The following is a 19910-nucleotide window of genomic DNA, read 5'->3' as shown; positions in this document are numbered from 1 at the left end:
TCCGGGCCGCTGCGCCGAGGTGCTCGTCGGGGAGACCGTGATCGGTTATGCCGGGCAGCTGCACCCTGCCGTCGTCGAACGCTGCGGGCTGCCCAAGGGCACCTGCGCGGTCGAGTTGAACCTGGACGCCATGCCCATCGCGTCGTCGCTGCCCGCGCCGCGGGTATCGCCGTTCCCCGCGGTGTTCCAGGACGTCGCGCTGGTGGTCGACGAGAAGGTGACCGCCCAATCGGTGGCCGACGCGGTGCGCGCCGGCGCCGGCGCGCTGCTGGAAGACATCGCCTTGTTCGACGTCTACACCGGCCCGCAGGTCGCCGACGGTCGCAAGTCACTGGCGTTCGCGCTGCGCTTCCGCGCCGCCGATCGCACCCTGACCGAGGACGAGGCGAGCGCCGCCCGCGAGGCCGCGGTGGCCTGCGCCGCCGAGCGCGTCGGCGCCACCCTGCGGGGGTAACTTCCCTTCCCCCCTTTCCCCCTTTTCCCCCCTTTTCCCCTTTTCCCCCCCGAGCGTGCGTGTTTGCACACGGCGCGCCGCGATCAGGCGTACAAGTATGCACGCTCGCGGCCTATCGCGAACCCCGGTGCTCCGGCATGCTGAGAAGCGCCTGGCGTCACCAAGCGGGAACCTCGATGGGAGTTCGGCGCTATGAACGAACCCGAAACCTTTGACGTGGTCGTACTCGGGGCGGGACCGGTCGGGGAGAACGTCGCCGACCGCGCCCGGGCCGCCGGGCTGACGGTGGCGATCGTGGAGCGCGAACTCGCCGGTGGCGAATGTTCCTATTGGGCCTGCGTACCCAGCAAGGCGCTGCTGCGGCCGGTGCTCGCGCTGGCCGACGCCCGCCGTGTGGCCGGCGCTCGCGAAGCCGTCACCTCCCCGATCGACGCGGCGGGAGTGTTCGGCCGCCGCAACAACTTCGTGGGCGACTGGGACGACTCCGGGCAGGCCGACTGGATCAACGGCATCGGTGCGACGCTGGTGCGCGGGCACGGACGTCTCGACGGGCCACGACGGGTGGTGGTCACCACGTCCGGTGGTGACACCGTGAGGCTGGCCGCCCGCCATGCGGTGGTGATCTGCACCGGCACCCGCGCGGCACTCCCGGACCTGCCGGGGATGGCCGAAGCCCGGCCGTGGACCAATCGCGAAGCCACCGAAGCGATGTCGGTTCCCGGCCGGATCGCGGTCGTCGGCGCCGGCGGTGTGGGTGTCGAAATGGCCACCGCCTGGCAGGGTTTGGGCTCGGCCGTGACGATGCTGGTGCGCGGATCGCAGTTGTTGGCGCGCATGGAGCCGTTCGTCGGCGAGTACGTCGCGCGCGGGTTGGCCGAGGCGGGAGTCGATGTGCGAACAGGTGTTTCGGTGGCCCGCCTCGGGCGCGACGGTGACGGCCCGGTCCGATTGGAGTTGACCGACGGCAGCGAACTCGAAGTCGACGAGGTGCTGTTCGCGACGGGCCGCAGCCCGGCCACCGGCGACATCGGCCTGGATACCGTCGGCCTGAATCCCGGTGACTGGCTGCAGGTCGATGACACCTGCCGGGTGCAGGCCGTCGACGACGGGTGGCTGTACGCGTGCGGCGACGTCAATCACCGGGCGCTGCTGACCCACGAGGGCAAATACCAGGCACGCATCGCCGGCGACGCCATCGGCGCGCGAGCCACCGGCGCCCCACTGGACACCGCGGACTGGGGCGCCCATGCCGCCACCGCCGACCACCACGCGGTGCCGCAGGTGTTTTTCACCGACCCGGAGGCCGCCGCCGTGGGGCTCACCGCCGAGCAGGCGCAACAGGCCGGGCATCGGGTGCAGGTGGTGGATGTGGAGATCGGCGAGGCGGTGACCGGGGCCAAACTGCACGCCGACGGTTACCGTGGGCGCGCCTGCATGGTGGTCGATGCCGAGCATGACTGCCTGCTCGGCGCCACGTTCGTCGGCCCCGGTGTCGCCGATCTGCTGCACTCGGCCACCATCGCCGTCGCCGGGCGGGTGCCGGTGAGTCGGCTCTGGCACGCCGTGCCGTGCTTTCCGACGATCAGCGAGGTCTGGTTGCGGCTGCTGGAGGCCTACCGCGATTCCGCATCGGTGCAAGCGTCGAGCTGAGTGTCGGTCTGAGCCACCGATACCGTCGGCGGGCGTGCGCAAAAACGGTTCTGGCGACGGCGTGTCGGCCGGGGACCCGCCCGCTGGCCGGAGAAGAGACGTAATGGATTTGCGTATCATTGCATAACAATGCAAGACTGGTCGCATGGTTTCTGTGGCGGTAGCCGGTGCCAGTGGGTACGCCGGCGGTGAGATTCTGCGGCTGTTGCTGGGGCACCCAGCTTACGCGGACGGCCGATTGACGATCGGGGCGCTGACCGCCGCCGGCAACGCCGGCAGCACCATGGGCGAACAGCACCCGCATCTCATGCCGCTGGCCGACCGGATCCTCCAGCCCACCGAGGTCGACATCCTCGCCGGCCACGACGTGGTGTTTCTGGGCCTGCCGCACGGACATTCAGCAGTACTGGCCGAACAGCTCGGCGACGACACCCTGGTGGTGGACTGCGGCGCGGACTTCCGGCTGGACGACCCGACCGACTGGGAACGCTTCTACGGCACGTCGCACGCGGGCACCTGGCCCTACGGCCTGCCGGAACTGCCCGGGGCGCGCGAACAGCTCAAAGACGCCCGCCGGATCGCGGTGCCGGGCTGCTACCCGACGGCGGCGCTGCTGGCGCTGTTCCCGGCCGTCGCCGCCGGCCTGATCGAGCCGGACGTCTCCGTGGTCGCGGTCAGCGGCACCTCCGGCGCCGGCAAAGCCGCCAAGGTCGACCTGCTCGGCTCGGAGGTGATCGGCTCGGCGCGGGCCTACAACATCGCCGGCGCCCACCGGCACACCCCGGAGATCGGCCAGGGCCTGCGGGCGGTCACCCACCGTGACGTCACCGTCTCCTTCATCCCGGTGCTGATCCCGGCGTCGCGAGGCATCCTGGCCACCTGTACCGCCAAAACCACCACGCCGCTGCCCAAGCTGCGCGCCGCCTACGAAAAGGCCTACCAGGCAGAGCCGTTCGTTCGGCTGCTGCCGGAGGGCCAACTGCCCAAGACCGGCTCGGTGATCGGCAGTAACGCCGCGCACCTGGCGGTGGCCGTCGATGAGGACGCCTCGACGTTCATCGCGATCGCCGCGATCGACAACCTGGTCAAAGGCACCGGCGGCGCTGCGGTGCAGGCGATGAACCTGGCACTGGGCTGGCCGGAATCCGAAGGGCTCTCGACAGTGGGGGTCGCCCCGTGACGCGGATCCTGCGCGAACAGGGCGTGACGGCGCCGGCGGGCTTCCGGGCGGCCGGAATCGCCGCCGGTATCAAGGCTTCCGGGGCGCCGGACCTGGCACTGGTCTTCAACGAGGGACCCGACTACGCGGCCGCCGGAGTGTTCACCAGCAACCAGGTCAAGGCGGCCCCGGTGCTGTGGAGCCAACAGGTGCTCCAAAGTCGCCGGCTGCGGGCGGTGATCCTCAACTCCGGCGGCGCCAACGCCTGCACCGGCCCGGGCGGATTCCAAGACGCGCACGCCACCGCCGAGGCCGTCGCCGCCGCGTTGTCGGAGTGGGGCACCGAGACCGGAGCCGTCGAGGTGGCGGTCTGCTCCACCGGGCTTATCGGTGACCGGCTGCCGATGGACAAGCTGCTGGCCGGAGTCACCGACGTGGTACAGGAGATGGCCGGGGGACTGGTCGGCGGCGACGAGGCCGCCCGAGCGATCATGACGACCGACACCGTGCCCAAACAGGTTGCGCTGCACCATGACGACAACTGGACGCTGGGCGGGATGGCCAAAGGTGCCGGCATGCTGGCCCCGTCGCTGGCCACCATGCTGGTGGTGCTCACCACCGACGCCAAAGCCGACGCGGCCGCCCTCGACACCGCGCTGCGCCGCGCCGCCGCCCTGACCTTCGACCGCCTCGACATCGACGGCAGCTGCTCCACCAACGACACGGTGCTGTTGCTGTCCTCGGGTGCCAGCGAGGTCGCCCCCAGCCAGCACGATCTCGACGCCGCGGTGCTGGCCGCCTGCGAGGACCTGTGCGCCCAGCTGCAGGCCGACGCCGAAGGCGTCACCAAACGGATCGCGATCACCGTCACCGGCGCCGGCAACGACGACGACGCGCTGCTGGCGGCCCGGCTCGTCGCCCGCGACAGCCTGGTCAAGACCGCGCTGTTCGGCTCCGACCCCAACTGGGGCCGGGTGCTGGCCGCCGTCGGTATGGTGCCGTTCACCATCGATCCCGATCGGATCACGGTGTCCTTCAACGGGTCTCCGGTATTCAGCGACGGCCTGCCGATGCCGGGCGCCCGCGAAGTCGACCTGTCCGGCCCCGACATCGACGTCACCGTCGAACTGAACCTGGGCGGCGGGCACGCCACGGTGCGCACCACCGACCTGTCCCACGCCTACGTCGAAGAGAACTCTGCGTACAGCTCATGACCAGCACCGCGACCAAAGCCCAAGTTCTGGCCGAAGCACTGCCCTGGCTCAAGCAGCTGCACGGCAAGATCGTCGTCGTCAAATACGGCGGCAACGCCATGACCGACGACACCCTCAAGCACGCGTTCGCCGCCGACATGGCGTTCCTACGCAACTGCGGTATCCAGCCGGTGGTGGTCCACGGCGGCGGGCCGCAGATCAGCACCATGCTCTCCCGGCTCGGCATCGAAGGCGACTTCAAGGGCGGATTCCGGGTCACCACACCGGAAGTGCTCGACGTGGCGCGCATGGTGCTGTTCGGCCAGGTCGGCCGCGAACTCGTCGGGCTGATCAACGCCCACGGGCCCTATGCCGTCGGTATCACCGGTGAGGACGCCGCGCTGTTCACCGCGGTGCGACGCAGCGTCACCGTCGACGGCGTCGCCACCGACATCGGACTGGTCGGCGACGTCGACCAGGTCAACACCGCCGCGGTGCGGGATCTCATTGCCGCGGGCCGGATCCCGGTGGTGTCCACCCTTGCCCCCGATGCCGATGGCGTGGTGCACAACATCAACGCCGACACCGCCGCAGCAGCGCTGGCCGAAGCCCTGCAAGCCGAGAAACTGCTGATGCTCACCGACGTCGACGGCCTCTACACCGCCTGGCCCGACACCGATTCGCTGGTGAGCGAGATCGACACCGCGACATTGGCGCAGCTGTTGCCGACGCTGGAATCGGGCATGATCCCCAAAGTCGAAGCCTGCCTGCGCGCCGTGCGCGGCGGGGTGCCCAGCGCCCACATCATCGACGGCCGGGTCAAGCACTGCGTGCTCGTCGAGTTGTTCACCGACGCCGGCACCGGAACCAAGGTGGTGAACGCATGACCGCGCCGACGACGATGCAGAGCGGAGCCTGCGGAGCGATGAGGAGGAGTGGCGCCCGATGACATTGCAGGACCGCTGGTCTGCGGTGATGATGAACAACTACGGCACCCCGCCGCTGGCGCTGGTCAGCGGCCAGGGCGCGGTGGTGACCGACGAAGCAGGAAAGGACTACCTCGACCTGCTCGGCGGCATCGCCGTCAACCTGCTCGGCCACCGCCACCCCGCGGTGATCGAAGCCGTCACCACCCAGTTGAACACTCTGGGCCACACCTCGAACCTGTACGCGACCGAGCCGGGCATTGCGCTGGCCGAAGGCCTCGTCGACCAACTGGGTGCGCCGGCACGAGTGTTCTTCTGCAACTCCGGGGCCGAGGCCAACGAGGCGGCGTTCAAACTGACCCGGCTCACCGGCAAGACGAAGATCGTCGCGGCCGACGGCGCTTTCCACGGCCGGACGATGGGGTCGCTGGCATTGACCGGTCAACCCGATAAGCGGGCGCCGTTCGAACCGCTGCCCGGCGACATCACCCACGTGCCCTACGGGGACACCAACGCGCTTGCCGAGGCTGTCGACTCGGCCACCGCGGCGGTCTTCCTGGAGCCGATCATGGGCGAGGGCGGTGTCGTCGTCCCGCCCGCCGGCTACCTGGCCGAGGCCCGCGGCATCACCGCGGCCCACGGCGCACTGCTGGTGTTCGATGAGGTGCAGACCGGCGTCGGCCGCACCGGAGCGTTCTACGCCCACCAGCACGACGGCATCACCCCCGACATCGTCACGCTGGCCAAAGGACTCGGTGGCGGCCTGCCGATCGGGGCGTGCCTGGCCGTCGGCGCGGCCGCTGACCTGTTGACCCCCGGCAGCCACGGCAGCACCTTCGGCGGCAACCCGGTCTGCACCGCGGCCGCGCTGGCGGTGCTGCGGACGCTGGTCGACGGCGACCTGATCGCCCGGGCCGGGGTGCTCGGCAAGACGCTCAGCCACGGCATCGAGGAACTGCATCACCCGCTGGTCGACCACGTCCGCGGCAAGGGACTGCTGCTGGGTGTGGTGCTGACCGCGCCGAAGGCCAAAGATGTGGAGCTGGCCGCCCGCGACGCCGGGTTCCTGGTCAACGCCGCTGCGCCGGGCGTGGTCCGGTTGGCGCCACCACTGATCATCAGCGACGAACAGCTCGACGGTTTCCTGACCGCGCTGCCCGGCGTGCTCGACACCGCGCAGGAGGCCGCACATGCCTAGGAACTTTCTGCGCGACGACGACGTCACCCCCGCCGAGCAGGCCGAAATCCTGGCGCTGGCAGCTGAACTCAAGGCCGCACCGCACAGCCGCCGGCCATTGGAGGGCCCGCGCGGGGTCGCGGTGATCTTCGACAAGAACTCCACCCGCACCCGGTTCTCCTTCGAGGTCGGTATCGCCCAACTCGGTGGGCACGCCGTCGTCGTCGACGGCCGCTCCACCCAGCTGGGCCGCGACGAGACCCTGGAGGACACCGGGCGGGTGCTGTCGCGCTACGTCGATGCCATCGTGTGGCGCACCTTCGCCCAGGACCGGTTGACCGCCATGGCGGCCACCGCCACGGTGCCGATGGTCAACGCGCTCTCCGACGAGTTCCACCCGTGCCAGGTGCTGGCCGACCTGCAGACCATCGCCGAGCGCAAGGGCACGTTGCAGGGGTTGCGCATGACCTACCTCGGGGACGGCGCCAACAACATGGCGCACTCGCTGATGCTCGGCGGCGTCACCGCCGGCATCCACGTCACCGTCGCCGCCCCGGACGGTTTCACCCCCGATCCGGCCGTGGTCGCCGCGGCGCAGCAGCGCGCCGCCGACACCGGCGCCTCGGTCACCCTCACCGCCGACCCGGCCAAGGCGGCGGCCGGCGCCGACGTGCTGGTCACCGACACCTGGACCTCGATGGGCCAGGAAGACGACGGCCTGGACCGGGTCGCGCCGTTTCGGCCCTATCAGATCAACGACGAGTTGGTCGCACTGGCCGATTCGGACGTCGCTGTGCTGCACTGCCTTCCGGCGCACCGTGGCGACGAGATCACCGACGCGGTGATCGACGGGCCGCGCAGCGCGGTCTGGGACGAGGCCGAGAACCGGCTGCACGCGCAGAAGGCGCTGTTGGTGTGGTTGCTGGAACGGTCCCGATGAGCCGAGCCGACAGCCCCGTCACCCGGGTGGGCCGCCAAGCCCGCATCGTCGAGGTGCTGTCGGCGGAACCGGTACGCAGCCAGACCGAGCTGGCCGCGCTGCTGGCCGCTGACGGCATCGAGGTCACCCAGGCCACCCTGTCGCGTGACCTGGAGGAACTGGGTGCGGTGAAGCTGCGCGGCGTGGACGGAGGCGCCGGGGTCTATGTGGTGCCCGAGGACGGCAGCCCGGTGCGCGGGGTCGCCGGCGGCACCGACCGGCTGTGCCGGTTGCTGGGGGAGCTGCTGGTGTCCACCGACGCCACCGGAAACCTCGCGGTGCTGCGCACCCCGCCGGGCGCGGCGGACTACCTGGCCAGTGCCATCGACCGGGCCGCGCTACCGTACGTCGTCGGCACCATCGCCGGGGATGACACCATCTTTGTGGCAGCGCGCGAGCCGATGACCGGCGCCGAGCTCGCCGCCGCCCTCAACGACCTGCAGTAAGACCAGTAGCACGTAGTGAGACACAGCAAGGAGAACTCGATGTCCGAACGCGTCATCCTGGCGTATTCCGGTGGCCTGGACACCTCGGTGGCGATCAGCTGGATCGGCAAGGAGACCGGGCGCGAAGTCGTGGCCGTCGCCATCGACCTCGGCCAGGGCGGCGAGGACATGGACGTGGTGCGCCAGCGGGCCCTGGACTGCGGGGCCGTCGAATCGGTCGTGGTCGACGCCCGCGACGAGTTCGCCGAGGGCTACTGCCTGCCCACCATCCAGTCCAACGCGCTCTATATGGACCGCTACCCGCTGGTCTCGGCGATCAGCCGGCCGCTGATCGTCAAGCACCTGGTGGCCGCGGCCCGCGAGTACGGCGGCGGCACCGTCGCGCACGGCTGCACCGGAAAGGGCAACGACCAGGTTCGGTTCGAGGTCGGATTCGCCTCGCTGGCACCGGATCTCAAGGTGCTGGCCCCGGTCCGCGACTACGCCTGGACCCGGGAGAAGGCGATCGCGTTCGCCGAACAGAACGACATCCCGATCAACGTCACCAAGCGCTCACCGTTCTCCATCGACCAGAACGTGTGGGGCCGGGCGGTGGAGACCGGGTTCCTGGAGCACCTGTGGAACGCGCCGACCAAGGACGTCTACGACTACACCGAGGACCCGACCGTCAACTGGAACACCCCCGATGAGGTGATCATCGGCTTCGAGCGCGGCGTTCCGGTGTCGATCGACGGAAAGCCGGTGTCGGTGCTGGAGGCCATCGTCGAGCTCAACCGGCGGGCCGGCGCCCAGGGCGTGGGACGCCTCGATGTGGTCGAGGACCGGCTGGTGGGCATCAAGAGCCGCGAGATCTACGAGGCGCCCGGCGCGATGGTGCTGATCAGCGCCCACACCGAACTCGAGCACGTCACCCTGGAGCGCGAGCTGGGCCGGTTCAAGCGGCACACCGACCAGAAGTGGGCCGAGCTGGTCTACGACGGGCTCTGGTATTCGCCGCTGAAGGCTGCGCTGGAGTCCTTCGTCGCCCACACCCAGCAGCACGTGAGCGGTGAGGTGCGGCTGGTGCTGCACGGTGGCCACATCGCGGTCAACGGCCGCCGCAGCAGTGAGTCGCTGTACGACTTCAACCTGGCCACCTACGACGAGGGCGACACCTTCGACCAGTCCGCCGCGCGTGGCTTCGTCGAGATCCACGGGTTGAGCTCGAAGATCTCCGCCCGCCGGGACCTGGGCTCGTGACACCCCTCCACCGCGAGTGGCAATCTCACGACGCGACACGCCGGTGTGACGTCGTGGAATTGGCACTCGGCGGGGGTTTGACGTGAGCACCAACGAGGGGTCGCTGTGGGGCGGGCGGTTCGCCGAAGGCCCGTCCGATGCGCTGGCCGCGCTGAGCAAATCCACCCACTTCGACTGGGTGCTGGCCCCCTACGACATCGCCGCGTCCAAGGCACATGCGAAGGTGCTGCACGGCGCCGGGCTGCTCACCGACGAGCAGCGTGACGGGCTGCTGGCCGGCCTGGACAGCCTCGGCGAGGACGTCGCCGATGGCAGCTTTGGCCCGCTGGTCACCGACGAGGACGTCCACGGCGCGCTGGAACGCGGCCTGATCGACCGGGTCGGTGCTGATCTGGGTGGCCGGCTGCGGGCCGGGCGATCACGAAACGATCAGGTGGCCACGCTGTTTCGGATGTGGCTGCGCGACGCCGTGCGCCGCGTCGCCGCCGGCGTGCTCGACGTGGTCGACGCGCTGGCCCACCAGGCCGCCGCCCACCCGGACGCCATCATGCCCGGCAAGACGCACCTGCAGTCCGCGCAGCCGGTGCTGCTGGCGCATCACCTGCTGGCCCACGCTCACCCGCTGCTGCGTGACGTGGACCGCATCGTCGACTTCGACGCCCGCGCCGCGGTCTCGCCCTACGGGTCTGGGGCACTGGCCGGCTCGTCGCTGGGCCTGAACCCGGATGCCATCGCCGCCGAACTCGGCTTCGGCGCCGCCGCGGAAAACTCGATCGACGCCACCGCGGCACGCGATTTCGCGGCCGAGGCCGCGTTCGTGTTCGCCATGATCGGCGTCGACTTGTCCCGGCTGGCCGAAGACATCATCTTGTGGAGCTCAACGGAATTCGGCTACGCCGTGTTGCACGACTCCTGGTCGACCGGCAGCTCGATCATGCCGCAGAAGAAGAACCCCGACATCGCCGAGTTGGCGCGCGGCAAATCCGGCCGGCTGATCGGCAACCTGACCGGGCTGCTGGCGACGCTGAAAGCCCAGCCGCTGGCCTACAACCGGGACCTGCAAGAGGACAAGGAGCCGGTGTTCGACGCCGCGGCGCAGCTGGAACTGCTGCTGCCGGCGATGGCCGGACTGGTCGGCACCCTGGCGTTCGACACCGAACGGATGGCCGCGCTGGCGCCGGCCGGTTACACCCTGGCCACCGACATTGCCGAATGGCTGGTGCGCCAAGGCGTTCCGTTCCGCATCGCGCACGAGGCGGCGGGCGCGGCGGTGCAGGCCGCCGAGCAGCGCGGCGTCGGCCTCGACGAACTCACCGACGCCGAACTGGCCGTCATCAGCCCCGACCTGACCCCGCAGGTGCGCGAGGTGCTCACCGTGGCGGGTTCGGTGGCCTCCCGCGACGCCCGCGGTGGCACCGCACCGGCACGGGTCGCCGAGCAGCTGGCTGGCGTGCGTAACCGGGCGGCGCTGTTGCGCACCCGTCTGTTGAGCTGACGCTTTCCGTCGGCCTTGCCGCTCGTTACGCTGCTGACATGGCAGGATTGGCCTGGACTATGCCGGGTAGCACCATCCCTTTGGCGAAGGGGCATGGCGAATCTGAAGTGGATGGCCACGCCTACTGCCACGACGGCCCAGTGGTCTACGAGCAACGCTGGAACGCCGGGAGAATCGTTATGCGATGGGTCGGCCCCGGCGGTCCGGAGGTGGTCTACCAGGGGACAGGAGCCGGCGCATACAGGGCTGCGGCAATGAAGGGCGGCCACTGGCAGACAATAGGCCAGCGAGCCTACGACGCCTCACTCGAGGCGACGTAGGCCGCTTAGGCGCTGACCAGAACTGTGACCGTCACGGCCCCCAGACCATCAGGTCCTCCATGCCGTTGTTCATCGTCACCGTGGTGGGCGGCGGGCCGGTGACGTCGAAGTAGATTTTGCCGGTGGACTGTGCGCCCTGCGGGATCGTCGCCCCGCTGATCGCCTTCGGAGCGGCCACCTGCCACAGCACCCGGTAAGCCGCCCGATCCGGGGCGACGGCGTTGAATTGGGAGATCGCCGGGGTCACGCTGCCCCGGATCGCGTTCACCGTCGCGGTGGACTCCCATACCTTGCCCGCGACCGGGTAGCCCGGCATGGTGTCGGAACTCGGCTGCAGGCCGCTCACCCGCCAGGAGTACACGACCTGACCAACGGTGTCGGTGGCTTGCAGGGTGCTGCCCAGTTTGCCGACGATCGGATAGGCCGCTGTCGCGGTCGGCGCGACCGTCATCGGAATCGCCGCCATGGCCACTGCCGCCAGGGCCGTCTTCGTCATCCCACGAACCTTCATGATGTCCTCCTCTCTTTCGGGGGATGAGATCACGGGTAGCCGGGTTCGCCACGCCTTAACCATGCTTCGGCGGAACGGATCTCATGCTGCGCTAGCGTGGGCGGATCAACGGCAGTCGAAACTCATCGACCGCGTGGCGCCTGCTGACGGCGATCGCGGTCTGTGGGCTGTTGCCGCAATGCACCGGCGCCCCCGAGCCAACACCGCCACCGTCGTCATCGGCCGTCTCCCAACCCGAACCGGCCGCCGTCGCCCCCGTCACGGCAGCCGAACTCGGCGCCACCTGGCGTCCCGGCTGCCCGGTCGCCCCGGCGCAACTGCGGCGCGTCACGCTGACCCACCTAGGTTTCGACGCCCGGCCGCACCGCGGCGAGCTGATCGTGCACCAAGAACTGGTTCCGCAGGTCATCGCGATCTTCGCGCGGCTCTACCGGCTGGACTTCCCGATCGAGAAGATGCGCCCGGCGGCCCACTACCGCGGCGGGGACGACGAACTGTCGATGGCGGACAACAACACCTCGGCGTTCAACTGCCGCCGCATCCCGGGGTCGGGCAACTGGGCACAGCACGCCTATGGCCGCGCCATCGACATCAACCCGCTGCTGAACCCGTCGGTCACCCGCCACGGATTCGAACCCAAGAACGCCGGGGTCTACCTGGACCGCCACCGCATCGAGCCGGGGTTACTGCATCCTGGCGACCCGGCGGTGCGCGCTTTCACCGACGCCGGCTGGCGCTGGGGTGGCGATTGGAAATCGCCGCGGGATTACCAGCACTTCGAGCGCCGCTGAAGCCCTTACCGGCTCCGAGCGCCGCCACTCGGGGCTATTCCACGACCTCCGACAGCTCCAGCCAGCGGCCCTCCTGCTCGGCCACCTCGTCCTCCAGCGCGCGCAGCTCGCCGGTGAGTGACGCCAGGCCCACGTGATCGGCCTGGTCGTGAGCGGCCAGCTCATGGTGCTTGGCCTCGATCTGTTCGGCAAGCCGCGTCAGCCGACGCTCGACGGCGGCCAGATCCTTCTGTGCCGCACGCAGTTCCGCGCCCGAGAGCGTCCCGGAATCGGCAACAGCGGCCGCCGGGCGCGAGGCCGGCGCGCGGCGTGCTTCGGCGGCCAGCCGCAGATACTCCTCGACGCCGCCCGGCAGATGCCGCAGCCGGCCGTCCAGGATCGCGTACTGCTGATCGGTGACCCGCTCCAGCAGGTACCGGTCGTGGGAGACGACGATCAACGTGCCCGGCCAGGAGTCCAGCAGGTCCTCGGTGGCGGTGAGCATGTCGGTGTCCACGTCGTTGGTCGGCTCGTCGAGCACCAGCACGTTCGGTTCGGCCAGCAGGGTGAGCATCAACTGCAGCCGGCGGTGCTGCCCGCCGGAGAGCTCACCCACCCGGGCCGACAGTTGCGCCCGACCGAAGCCGAGCCGCTCCAGCAGTTGCGCGGGCGTCATCTCCTTGCCGTCGACCTGGTAGTCGTTGCGCAACCGGCCCAGCACGTCGGCAACCCGGTCCTCGGCGAGCGACGCCAGCTCCCCGGACTGCTGATCGAGCATGCCCAGCCGAACCGTCTTGCCGCGTTTGACCCGCCCGGCATCGGGCGTCACCGTCCCGGCGATCAGGCCCAGCAGCGTGGACTTGCCGGCGCCGTTGGCGCCGAGGATCCCGGTGCGCTCCCCGGGACCGATCCGCCACTCGATGTCGCGCAGCACCGGCTTGCCGTCAAAGGAGACCGACACGTCGAGCAGGTCGATGACGTCCTTGCCCAGCCGTGCCGTGGCCAGCTTCACCAGCTCGACCTCGTTGCGCAACGGCGGGACGTCGGCGATCAACGCGTTGGCCGCCTCGATGCGGAACTTCGGTTTGGAGGTGCGGGCCGGGGCGCCACGGCGCAGCCAGGCCAGCTCCTTGCGTAACACGTTCTGCCGCTTGGCTTCACTGGCCGCGGCCATCCGGTCGCGCTCCACCCGCTGCAGCACGTAGGCCGCGTAGCCGCCCTGGAAGGGCTCCACGATGCGGTCGTGCACCTCCCAGGTGGTGGTGGCCACCTCGTCGAGAAACCAGCGGTCGTGGGTGACCACCAGCAGGCCGCCGGTGTTGCGGGCCCAGCGCTGCTGCAAGTGGCCGGCCAGCCAGGTGATCCCTTCCACATCGAGGTGGTTGGTGGGCTCGTCGAGGCCGATCACGTCCCAGTCGCCGATCAGCAGCGCGGCCAGCTGTGCTCGCCGGCGCTGCCCGCCGGACAACTCCGAGATGCTCGCGTCCCAGGCGATATCGGCGACCAGGCCGTCGACGACGTCACGAATCCGCGGATTGGACGCCCACTCATGGTCGGCCTGCTCACCGACCAGCGTCGCCCCCAGGGTGCGGCCCGGGTCGAGGGTGTCGGCCTGGTCGAGCAGACCGACCCGCAGGCCGCTGCGCCGGGTGACCCGGCCGGAGTCGGGGGTGGCGGCGCCGGTGAGCAGCCGCAGCAGCGAGGATTTGCCGTCGCCGTTGCGGCCCACGATGCCGATGCGCGCGCCGTCGTTCACCCCGAGGGTGACCGAGTCGAGCACCACACCCGTGGGGTAACGCAGGTGAAGGGCTTCGGCGCCGAGCAGGTGTGCCACTGCCAGAACGCTACTGCCTGCCGATCGCCGACCACTGAACGAGCCGGACCAAGCCTGCCGATGTGCCAGAATGTGCACGTCATTGACGATCGAACGCGACGTAGGGGAGCAGCGTGGATCTGAACCTGTCGGCCATCACCCGGCCGGTCGAGTGGCTGATGGCCACCGCGCAGAACGGCCTGGAGGTGCTGCGCTGGGGTGGTCTGGAGACCGGGACCGTGCCGTCGCCCTACCAGATCGTCGAGAGCACCCCGATGTACAAGCTGCGGCGCTACTTCCCGCCCGACAACCGGCCCGGCCAGCCGCAGCCCGGGCCGCCGGTACTGCTGGTGCACCCGATGATGATGTCGGCGAACATGTGGGACGTCACCCGCGAGGACGGTGCGGTCGGCATTCTGCACGGGGCGGGAGTCGACCCCTGGGTGATCGACTTCGGCTCGCCCGACGAGGTGGAGGGCGGGATGCGACGCAACCTGGCCGACCACATCGTCGGGCTCAGCCAGGCGATCGACACCGTCGCCGAGACGACCGGACGCGACGTGCACCTGGCCGGCTACTCGCAGGGCGGCATGTTCGCCTATCAGGCCGGGGCATACCGGCATTCGAAGAGCATCGCGTCCATCATCGCGTTCGGCTCCCCGGTGGACACCCTGGCCGCGCTGCCGATGGGCGTGCCGCCCAACATCGCCTCCAGCGTCGCGGGGTTCATGGCCGACCACGTCTTCAACCGGCTCGACATCTCCGGGTGGCAGGCGCGCGTGGGCTTCCAGATGATGGATCCGCTCAAGACCGCCAAGGCCCGGATGGACTTCCTGCGCCAACTGCACGACCGGGAAGCCCTGCTGCCGCGGGAGGCGCAGCGGCGGTTCCTGGAGTCGGAGGGCTGGATCGCCTGGTCGGGTCCGGCGATCTCGGAACTGCTCAAGCAGTTCATTGCGCACAACCGGATGATGACCGGTGGTTTCGCGATCAACGGCCAACTGGTGACGCTGACCGACATCACCTGCCCGGTGCTGGCCTTCGTCGGCGAGGTCGACGACATCGGCCAGCCGGCCGCGGTGCGCGGTATCCGCCGAGCGGCGCCCGACGCCAAGGTCTTCGAGTACCTGCTGCGCGCCGGGCACTTCGGCCTGGTGGTCGGTTCCAAGGCGGCCGAACTGACCTGGCCGACCGTCGCCGCCTGGGTGCTGTGGCAGGAGGGCCAGGGTCCGCAGCCCGCCGGGGTGGCGCTGATGGCCGAGCAGGCCCCCGAGGACAGCAAGGGCGGGGTGGCGATGACCTCGCGAATCGCGCACGGGCTGGGGGAGGCCTCCGGTGTCGCGCTGACGCTGGCCCGCGGTGCCGCCGACGCCATGGTCGCCGCACAGAAATCGATGCGCACCATGGCGATCGAGACCGCACGCACCCTGCCCCGGCTGGCCCGGCTCGGACAGATCAACGACCACACCCGAATCTCGCTGGGCCGCATCATCGGTGAGCAGGCCGCCGAGTCGCCGCACGGCGAATTCCTGCTGTTCGACGGCCGGGTGCACACCTATGAGGCGGTCAACAAGCGCATCGACAACGTGGTGCGCGGCCTGATCGATGTCGGTGTGCGGCAAGGCGTGCACGTGGGTGTGCTGATGGCCACCCGCCCCAGCGCCATGGTCGCGATCGCCGCCCTGTCACGCCTGGGTGCCGTCGCGGTGCTGATGCCGCCGGACGGCGATCTGGGCGCGGCGGCGCGACTGGGCGGCATCTCCGAGATCATCACCGACCCGGGCAACCTCGACCTGGCGCTGGCGGCCGTGCGCGACCTGGGCTGCCAGGTGCTGGTGCTCGGTGGCGGTGAGAGCCGCGATCTGGACTTGCCGGCCGACGCCGAAGCCGTCATCGACATGGAGCAGATCGACCCCGACGCCGTCGACATGCCGGGCTGGTACCGCCCCAACCCGGGATTCGCCCGCGATTTGGCGTTCGTGGCCTTCAGCACGGTGGCCGGCGAACTGGTGGCCAAGCAGATCACCAACTACCGGTGGGCGCTCTCGGCGTTCGGCACCGCGTCGACCGCCGCCTTGGGGCCCACCGACACGCTGTACTGCCTGACGCCGCTGCACCACGAGTCCGGGCTGTTGGTCAGCCTCGGCGGCGCCGTGGTCGGGGGCGCCCGCATCGCGCTGTCGCGCGGGCTGAACCCGGATCGCTTCGTCGCCGAGGTGCGTCAGTACGGGGTGAGCGTGGTGTCCTACACCTGGGCGATGCTGGGCGAGGTCATCGACGCACCGAATTTCGTGCTGCAGGGCAATCATCCGGTACGGCTGTTCATCGGCTCCGGCATGCCCGTGGGGCTCTGGCGCCGGGTCACCGACGTCTTCGCGCCGGCCCAGGTCGTCGAGTTCTTCGCCACCACCGACGGACAGGCGGTGCTGGCCAACGTCTCCGGCGCCAAGGTCGGCAGCAAGGGCCGCCCGCTGCCCGGAGCGGTGGAGGTGGAGCTGGCCGCCTACGACCCCGACCAGGACTTGATCCTCGAGGACGAGCGGGGCTTCGTGCGCAAAGCCGAGACCGACGAAGTCGGGGTGCTGCTGGCCAAGCCACGCGGGCCGATCGACCCGTCGGCGTCGGTCAAGCGCGGCGTGTTCGCGCCCGCCGACACCTGGATCTCCACCGAGTACCTGTTCCGGCGCGACGCCGATGGCGACTACTGGCTGGCCGGCGGACGCGGTTCGACCATCCAGACCGGTCGCGGCATGGCGTATCCGGTGCTGATCACCGACGCGCTGGGCGCCGTCACCGGCGTCGACCTGGCGGTGACGTATCGAGTGACGGCCGGCTCCGGGGACGACCTGGTGGTGTCCGCGGTGACGGTGCTGCCGGGAGCGACCGTCACCGCCGCGGACCTCAGCGAGGCGGTGGCGGAGCTTCCCGTCGGCGCCGGGCCCGATGTCGTGCACATCGTGCCCGATCTGCCGCTGAGCGCTGTCTACCGCCCGACGCTGGGTAAGCTGCGCGAAGCCGGGCTGCCCAAGGCCGGACGCAACGCCTGGTACTTCGATGCCGCGAGTGGGCAGTTCAAGCGATTGACCGCCGCGGTACGCGCCGAATTGGCCGGGGGCCGCTAGTGATCGATGACGAGCTGTTGGCCATCTTGGTCTGCCCGGCCGACCGCGGACCGTTGCTGCGGGTGACACGTTCGGCGGATGAGGTGCTCTACAACCCCCGGCTGCGCCGCGCCTACCGCATCGAGGACGGTATCCCGGTGCTGCTGATCGACGAGGCCACCGACGTCGGCGACGACGAGCATGCCCGCTTCATCGGCCAAGCCGGTCCGGCAGATCCCCGGTGAGATAACGCTGCAGCGTCGGGGCGACCATCGCCACGACCTGGTCGCCGGGCAGCGACGCCAGCGGTTCGAGGCCGACGATGTAGCGGGCGACCACGATGCCCATCAACTGGCTCGCGGTGAACTCGGCGCGTAGCACACCGGTTCCGGCCGGGACGTCGATGCGACTGGCGAGTTCGGCGACCACGATGTCGCGGAAAAACGAACGCGCCAACGGCACTTCGGTCCCGGTGAGCATGGAGCGCATCGCTGCGATCAGCCCGGTCCCGGCCTGCGAATCCCACAGCGGCAACAGCAGTTCGGGCAGGATACGGCCCAGCTGTTCGACGGGCGCCTCCCGCAACGGTCCCAACACCACCATCGGGTCCACCGGCAACTCGGTCGCCGCGGCGAACAGTTGTTGTTTGGTGCCGTAGTAATGGTGCACCAGCGCCGCGTCGACGCCGGCATCGGCGGCCACCGCGCGGATCGAGGTGTTCTGGAACCCGTTGTGGGCAAAGAGCTCCCGGGCAGCGGCCAGGATTCGCTCCCTGGTGTCCGAGGAACCCGAGGGCCGGCCCGGCCGCCGGTTGCTGGCCTCGGTGGACATCACGGCGTCCGTCGCCGCAGTGTCACCGCGGCCAGGGCCAGCGCGGCGGCCGCGAACACCAGCACGACGACCATGTCGCGCACCGCGATACCGGTCAGTTGCGGATGGGCGCCCACTTGCTGAAGTGCCTCCAGGGCGTAGCTGGCCGGCAACGCGTTGCTGATCCACTGCAGCCACTCGGGCATCGTGGCGCGGGGCACGATGATCCCGGCCAGCAGCAGTTGCGGCACCATCACCAGCGGGATGAACTGCACCGCTTGGAATTCGGTGCGGGCGAAGGCGCTGCACAGCAGCCCCAGGCCGACGCCGAGCACCGCGTTGACGATCGCGATCACGAACACCCACGCCGGGCTGCCGGCGGTCTCGAAACCCAGCAGCCAGAACGCGACCACACACGCCAGGCTGGCCTGGGCGGCCGCCGCGACCGAGAACGCCGTCCCGTAGGCGGCGAGCAGATCCAGCCGGCGCAGCGGGCTGGTCAAGATGCGCTCCAGCGTCCCGGATGCGCGTTCGCGCTGCATGGTGATCGCGGTGATGACGAACATCAGAAACAGCGGGAACAGGCCGAGCAGAATCAGGCACGCGGCATTGAACGGCGACGGCGTACCCGGCGGATGCGGGACGTTGGCGAACATGAAGTACATCAACGCGATGACCAGGCTGGGCACCAGCAGGACCATCGCGACGCTGCGATGGTCACCGGCCAGTTGCCGCAGGATCCGCTGCGTGGTGGCCAGGAACGGCCGCAGCTGCAGGGTGCGGGTCAGCCGGCTCGGGGCGCGGTGCTGCGCCGGATGACGGACAGGAACGCTTCCTCCATCGACGTACATCCGGTCTCCTCTCGCAGTCGTCTCGGTGAGGTGCGCGCCAGCAGCCTGCCCTGGCGCATCAGCAACAGGTCGCCGCAGTGGTCGGCCTCGTCCATGACATGGCTGGACACCAGCAGCGTGGTGCCGCACCGGGCCAGCGCCTGGAACTGGTGCCAGAGCTCGGCCCGCAACACCGGGTCCAGGCCGATCGTCGGTTCGTCGAGCACCAGCAGGTCCGGCCGGCCGACCAGCGCACAGGCCAGCGACACCCGGGCGCGTTGCCCGCCGGACAGGTTCGCGCAGTAGTCGCCGCGGTGACGCTGCAGATCCACCGAGTCGATCGCGTCGTCGGCGGCCGGGGCGTCGACACCGGCAAGCGACGCGAAGTAGCGGACGTTGTCGATGACCCGCAGGTCGTCGTAGATCGTGGGCTGCTGGGGCATGTAGCCAACGCGGTGGCGCAGCGCCGCGGAGCCGGCCGCGTCGCCCAGCACGGTGACCCGACCGCCGGTGATGACCTGGGTGCCCACAATGCAGCGCATCAGCGTGGTCTTGCCGCAGCCCGACGGGCCGAGCAGGCCGGTGATGGTGCCCGGGGCGATCCGCACCGACAGATCGTGCAGGACCGGGCGCTTACCGCGGACCACCCGCAGGTGCTCGATGTCGACGGCCGGGGTGGGGCGCGGCGCCGAAAATTCATCACGCGATGAAATCATCATGTGATGAATATTCGACCGGTTGCGACGGGCTGTCAAGACCCAGCCGCGGCTCGGGCAGAATCTGGGCGGTGAGTGCAGCCCAGCTGGCGGTCGATCCGCTCGCGGCCGCCCGCCTGCTACTCGGCGCCACGCTTACCGCCCGCGGGGTGCGCGCGACGATCGTCGAGGTAGAGGCCTATGGCGGCGTGCCCGACGGGCCGTGGCCGGACCCGGCGGCGCATTCTTATCGCGGACCCACCGGGCGCAACACCGTGATGTTCGGCCCGGCCGGCCGGTTGTACACCTACCGCAGCTACGGCATGCACGTCTGCGCCAACG

At 69.9% G+C, this 19910-nt stretch carries 19 protein-coding genes; 14 read left to right on the top strand and 5 right to left on the bottom strand.

Going from position 1 to position 19910, the window contains the following annotated elements; translation table 11 throughout:
- The 10 genes from DQP56_RS15490 to argH all read left to right on the top strand — a co-directional run.
- Positions 1-454: phenylalanine--tRNA ligase subunit beta-related protein (locus tag DQP56_RS15490; RefSeq protein WP_526022708.1), on the top strand; the 454-nt coding region annotated here is incomplete at its 5' end.
- Between the two features lie 192 nt (positions 455-646).
- Positions 647-2104, top strand: coding sequence for a dihydrolipoyl dehydrogenase family protein (locus tag DQP56_RS15485; protein WP_112686863.1), 1458 nt, complete (start codon positions 647-649; stop codon positions 2102-2104).
- 145 nt (positions 2105-2249) lie between these two features.
- Positions 2250-3284, top strand: a complete 1035-nt coding sequence (argC, locus tag DQP56_RS15480; protein WP_112686861.1) for an N-acetyl-gamma-glutamyl-phosphate reductase — start codon at positions 2250-2252, stop codon at positions 3282-3284.
- Positions 3281-4477 (top strand): bifunctional glutamate N-acetyltransferase/amino-acid acetyltransferase ArgJ, encoded by a 1197-nt coding sequence (gene argJ, locus DQP56_RS15475; protein ID WP_112686859.1) that lies wholly within the window; start codon positions 3281-3283, stop codon positions 4475-4477. The genes argC and argJ overlap by 4 nt, the downstream gene beginning before the upstream one ends.
- Positions 4474-5343 carry an acetylglutamate kinase gene (argB, locus tag DQP56_RS15470; RefSeq protein ID WP_112686857.1) on the top strand — a complete coding sequence of 290 codons (870 nt, stop codon included), beginning with the start codon at positions 4474-4476 and terminating at the stop codon, positions 5341-5343. The genes argJ and argB overlap by 4 nt, the downstream gene beginning before the upstream one ends.
- Positions 5344-5401: 58 nt before the next feature.
- A complete protein-coding gene (locus DQP56_RS15465; RefSeq protein WP_112686855.1) occupies positions 5402-6580 on the top strand; it encodes an acetylornithine transaminase in 1179 nt (392 codons plus the stop codon).
- Positions 6573-7499 carry an ornithine carbamoyltransferase gene (gene argF, locus DQP56_RS15460; RefSeq protein ID WP_112686853.1) on the top strand — a complete coding sequence of 309 codons (927 nt, stop codon included), beginning with the start codon at positions 6573-6575 and terminating at the stop codon, positions 7497-7499. Before DQP56_RS15465 ends, argF begins: the two co-directional genes overlap by 8 nt.
- Complete coding sequence (locus DQP56_RS15455; RefSeq protein ID WP_112686851.1) at positions 7496-7984, top strand: arginine repressor; 489 nt, start codon at positions 7496-7498, stop codon at positions 7982-7984. The genes argF and DQP56_RS15455 overlap by 4 nt, the downstream gene beginning before the upstream one ends.
- 39 nt (positions 7985-8023) lie before the next feature.
- Positions 8024-9223: an argininosuccinate synthase gene (locus DQP56_RS15450; protein WP_112686867.1), complete on the top strand. Its 1200-nt coding sequence runs from the start codon at positions 8024-8026 to the stop codon at positions 9221-9223.
- Positions 9224-9305: 82 nt separating this feature from the next.
- On the top strand, positions 9306-10718 hold the full coding sequence (gene argH / locus DQP56_RS15445; protein ID WP_112686849.1) for an argininosuccinate lyase: 1413 nt from the start codon (positions 9306-9308) through the stop codon (positions 10716-10718).
- Between the two features lie 351 nt (positions 10719-11069).
- Here argH and DQP56_RS15435 read toward each other — a convergent pair whose 3' ends face one another.
- A complete protein-coding gene (locus DQP56_RS15435) occupies positions 11070-11549 on the bottom strand; it encodes an MPT63 family protein (protein WP_112686842.1) in 480 nt (159 codons plus the stop codon).
- A gap of 170 nt (positions 11550-11719) precedes the next feature.
- Between DQP56_RS15435 and DQP56_RS15430 the strand changes: the two genes are divergently transcribed.
- Positions 11720-12340: a M15 family metallopeptidase gene (locus DQP56_RS15430; RefSeq protein ID WP_234825689.1), complete on the top strand. Its 621-nt coding sequence runs from the start codon at positions 11720-11722 to the stop codon at positions 12338-12340.
- A 34-nt stretch (positions 12341-12374) separates the two neighbouring features.
- On the opposite strand, the gene DQP56_RS15425 is transcribed toward DQP56_RS15430, so the two are convergent.
- A complete protein-coding gene (locus tag DQP56_RS15425) occupies positions 12375-14153 on the bottom strand; it encodes an ABC-F family ATP-binding cassette domain-containing protein (RefSeq protein ID WP_112686838.1) in 1779 nt (592 codons plus the stop codon).
- Positions 14154-14266: 113 nt separating this feature from the next.
- Here DQP56_RS15425 and DQP56_RS15420 point away from each other — a divergent pair, with 113 nt between their 5' ends.
- Complete coding sequence (locus DQP56_RS15420; RefSeq protein WP_112686836.1) at positions 14267-17254, top strand: acyl-CoA synthetase; 2988 nt, start codon at positions 14267-14269, stop codon at positions 17252-17254.
- A complete protein-coding gene (locus DQP56_RS15415; protein ID WP_112686834.1) occupies positions 17254-17478 on the top strand; it encodes a Trm112 family protein in 225 nt (74 codons plus the stop codon). The genes DQP56_RS15420 and DQP56_RS15415 overlap by 1 nt, the downstream gene beginning before the upstream one ends.
- Here the strand turns inward: DQP56_RS15415 and DQP56_RS15410 are convergent.
- From DQP56_RS15410 to DQP56_RS15400, 3 genes are read right to left on the bottom strand one after another with little or no spacing between them, the layout of a single operon-like run.
- Positions 17444-18064, bottom strand: coding sequence for a TetR/AcrR family transcriptional regulator (locus tag DQP56_RS15410; RefSeq protein WP_112686832.1), 621 nt, complete (start codon positions 18062-18064; stop codon positions 17444-17446). The two genes, DQP56_RS15415 and DQP56_RS15410, sit on opposite strands and share 35 nt — an antisense overlap.
- Positions 18064-18894: an ABC transporter permease gene (locus DQP56_RS15405; RefSeq protein ID WP_205868891.1), complete on the bottom strand. Its 831-nt coding sequence runs from the start codon at positions 18892-18894 to the stop codon at positions 18064-18066. Before DQP56_RS15405 ends, DQP56_RS15410 begins: the two co-directional genes overlap by 1 nt.
- A complete protein-coding gene (locus DQP56_RS15400; RefSeq protein WP_112686830.1) occupies positions 18828-19592 on the bottom strand; it encodes an ABC transporter ATP-binding protein in 765 nt (254 codons plus the stop codon). Before DQP56_RS15400 ends, DQP56_RS15405 begins: the two co-directional genes overlap by 67 nt.
- 68 nt (positions 19593-19660) lie before the next feature.
- Here DQP56_RS15400 and DQP56_RS15395 point away from each other — a divergent pair.
- The coding region (locus DQP56_RS15395; protein ID WP_205868890.1) for a DNA-3-methyladenine glycosylase at positions 19661-19910 on the top strand (250 nt) is incomplete at its 3' end.

The organism is Mycolicibacter senuensis, assembly GCF_003284925.1.
GTDB classification, from domain to species: Bacteria; Actinomycetota; Actinomycetes; order Mycobacteriales; family Mycobacteriaceae; genus Mycobacterium; species Mycobacterium algericum_A.
Note: the sequence above shows the minus strand (reverse complement) of the source record. Positions and strands in the feature narration are given on the sequence as shown.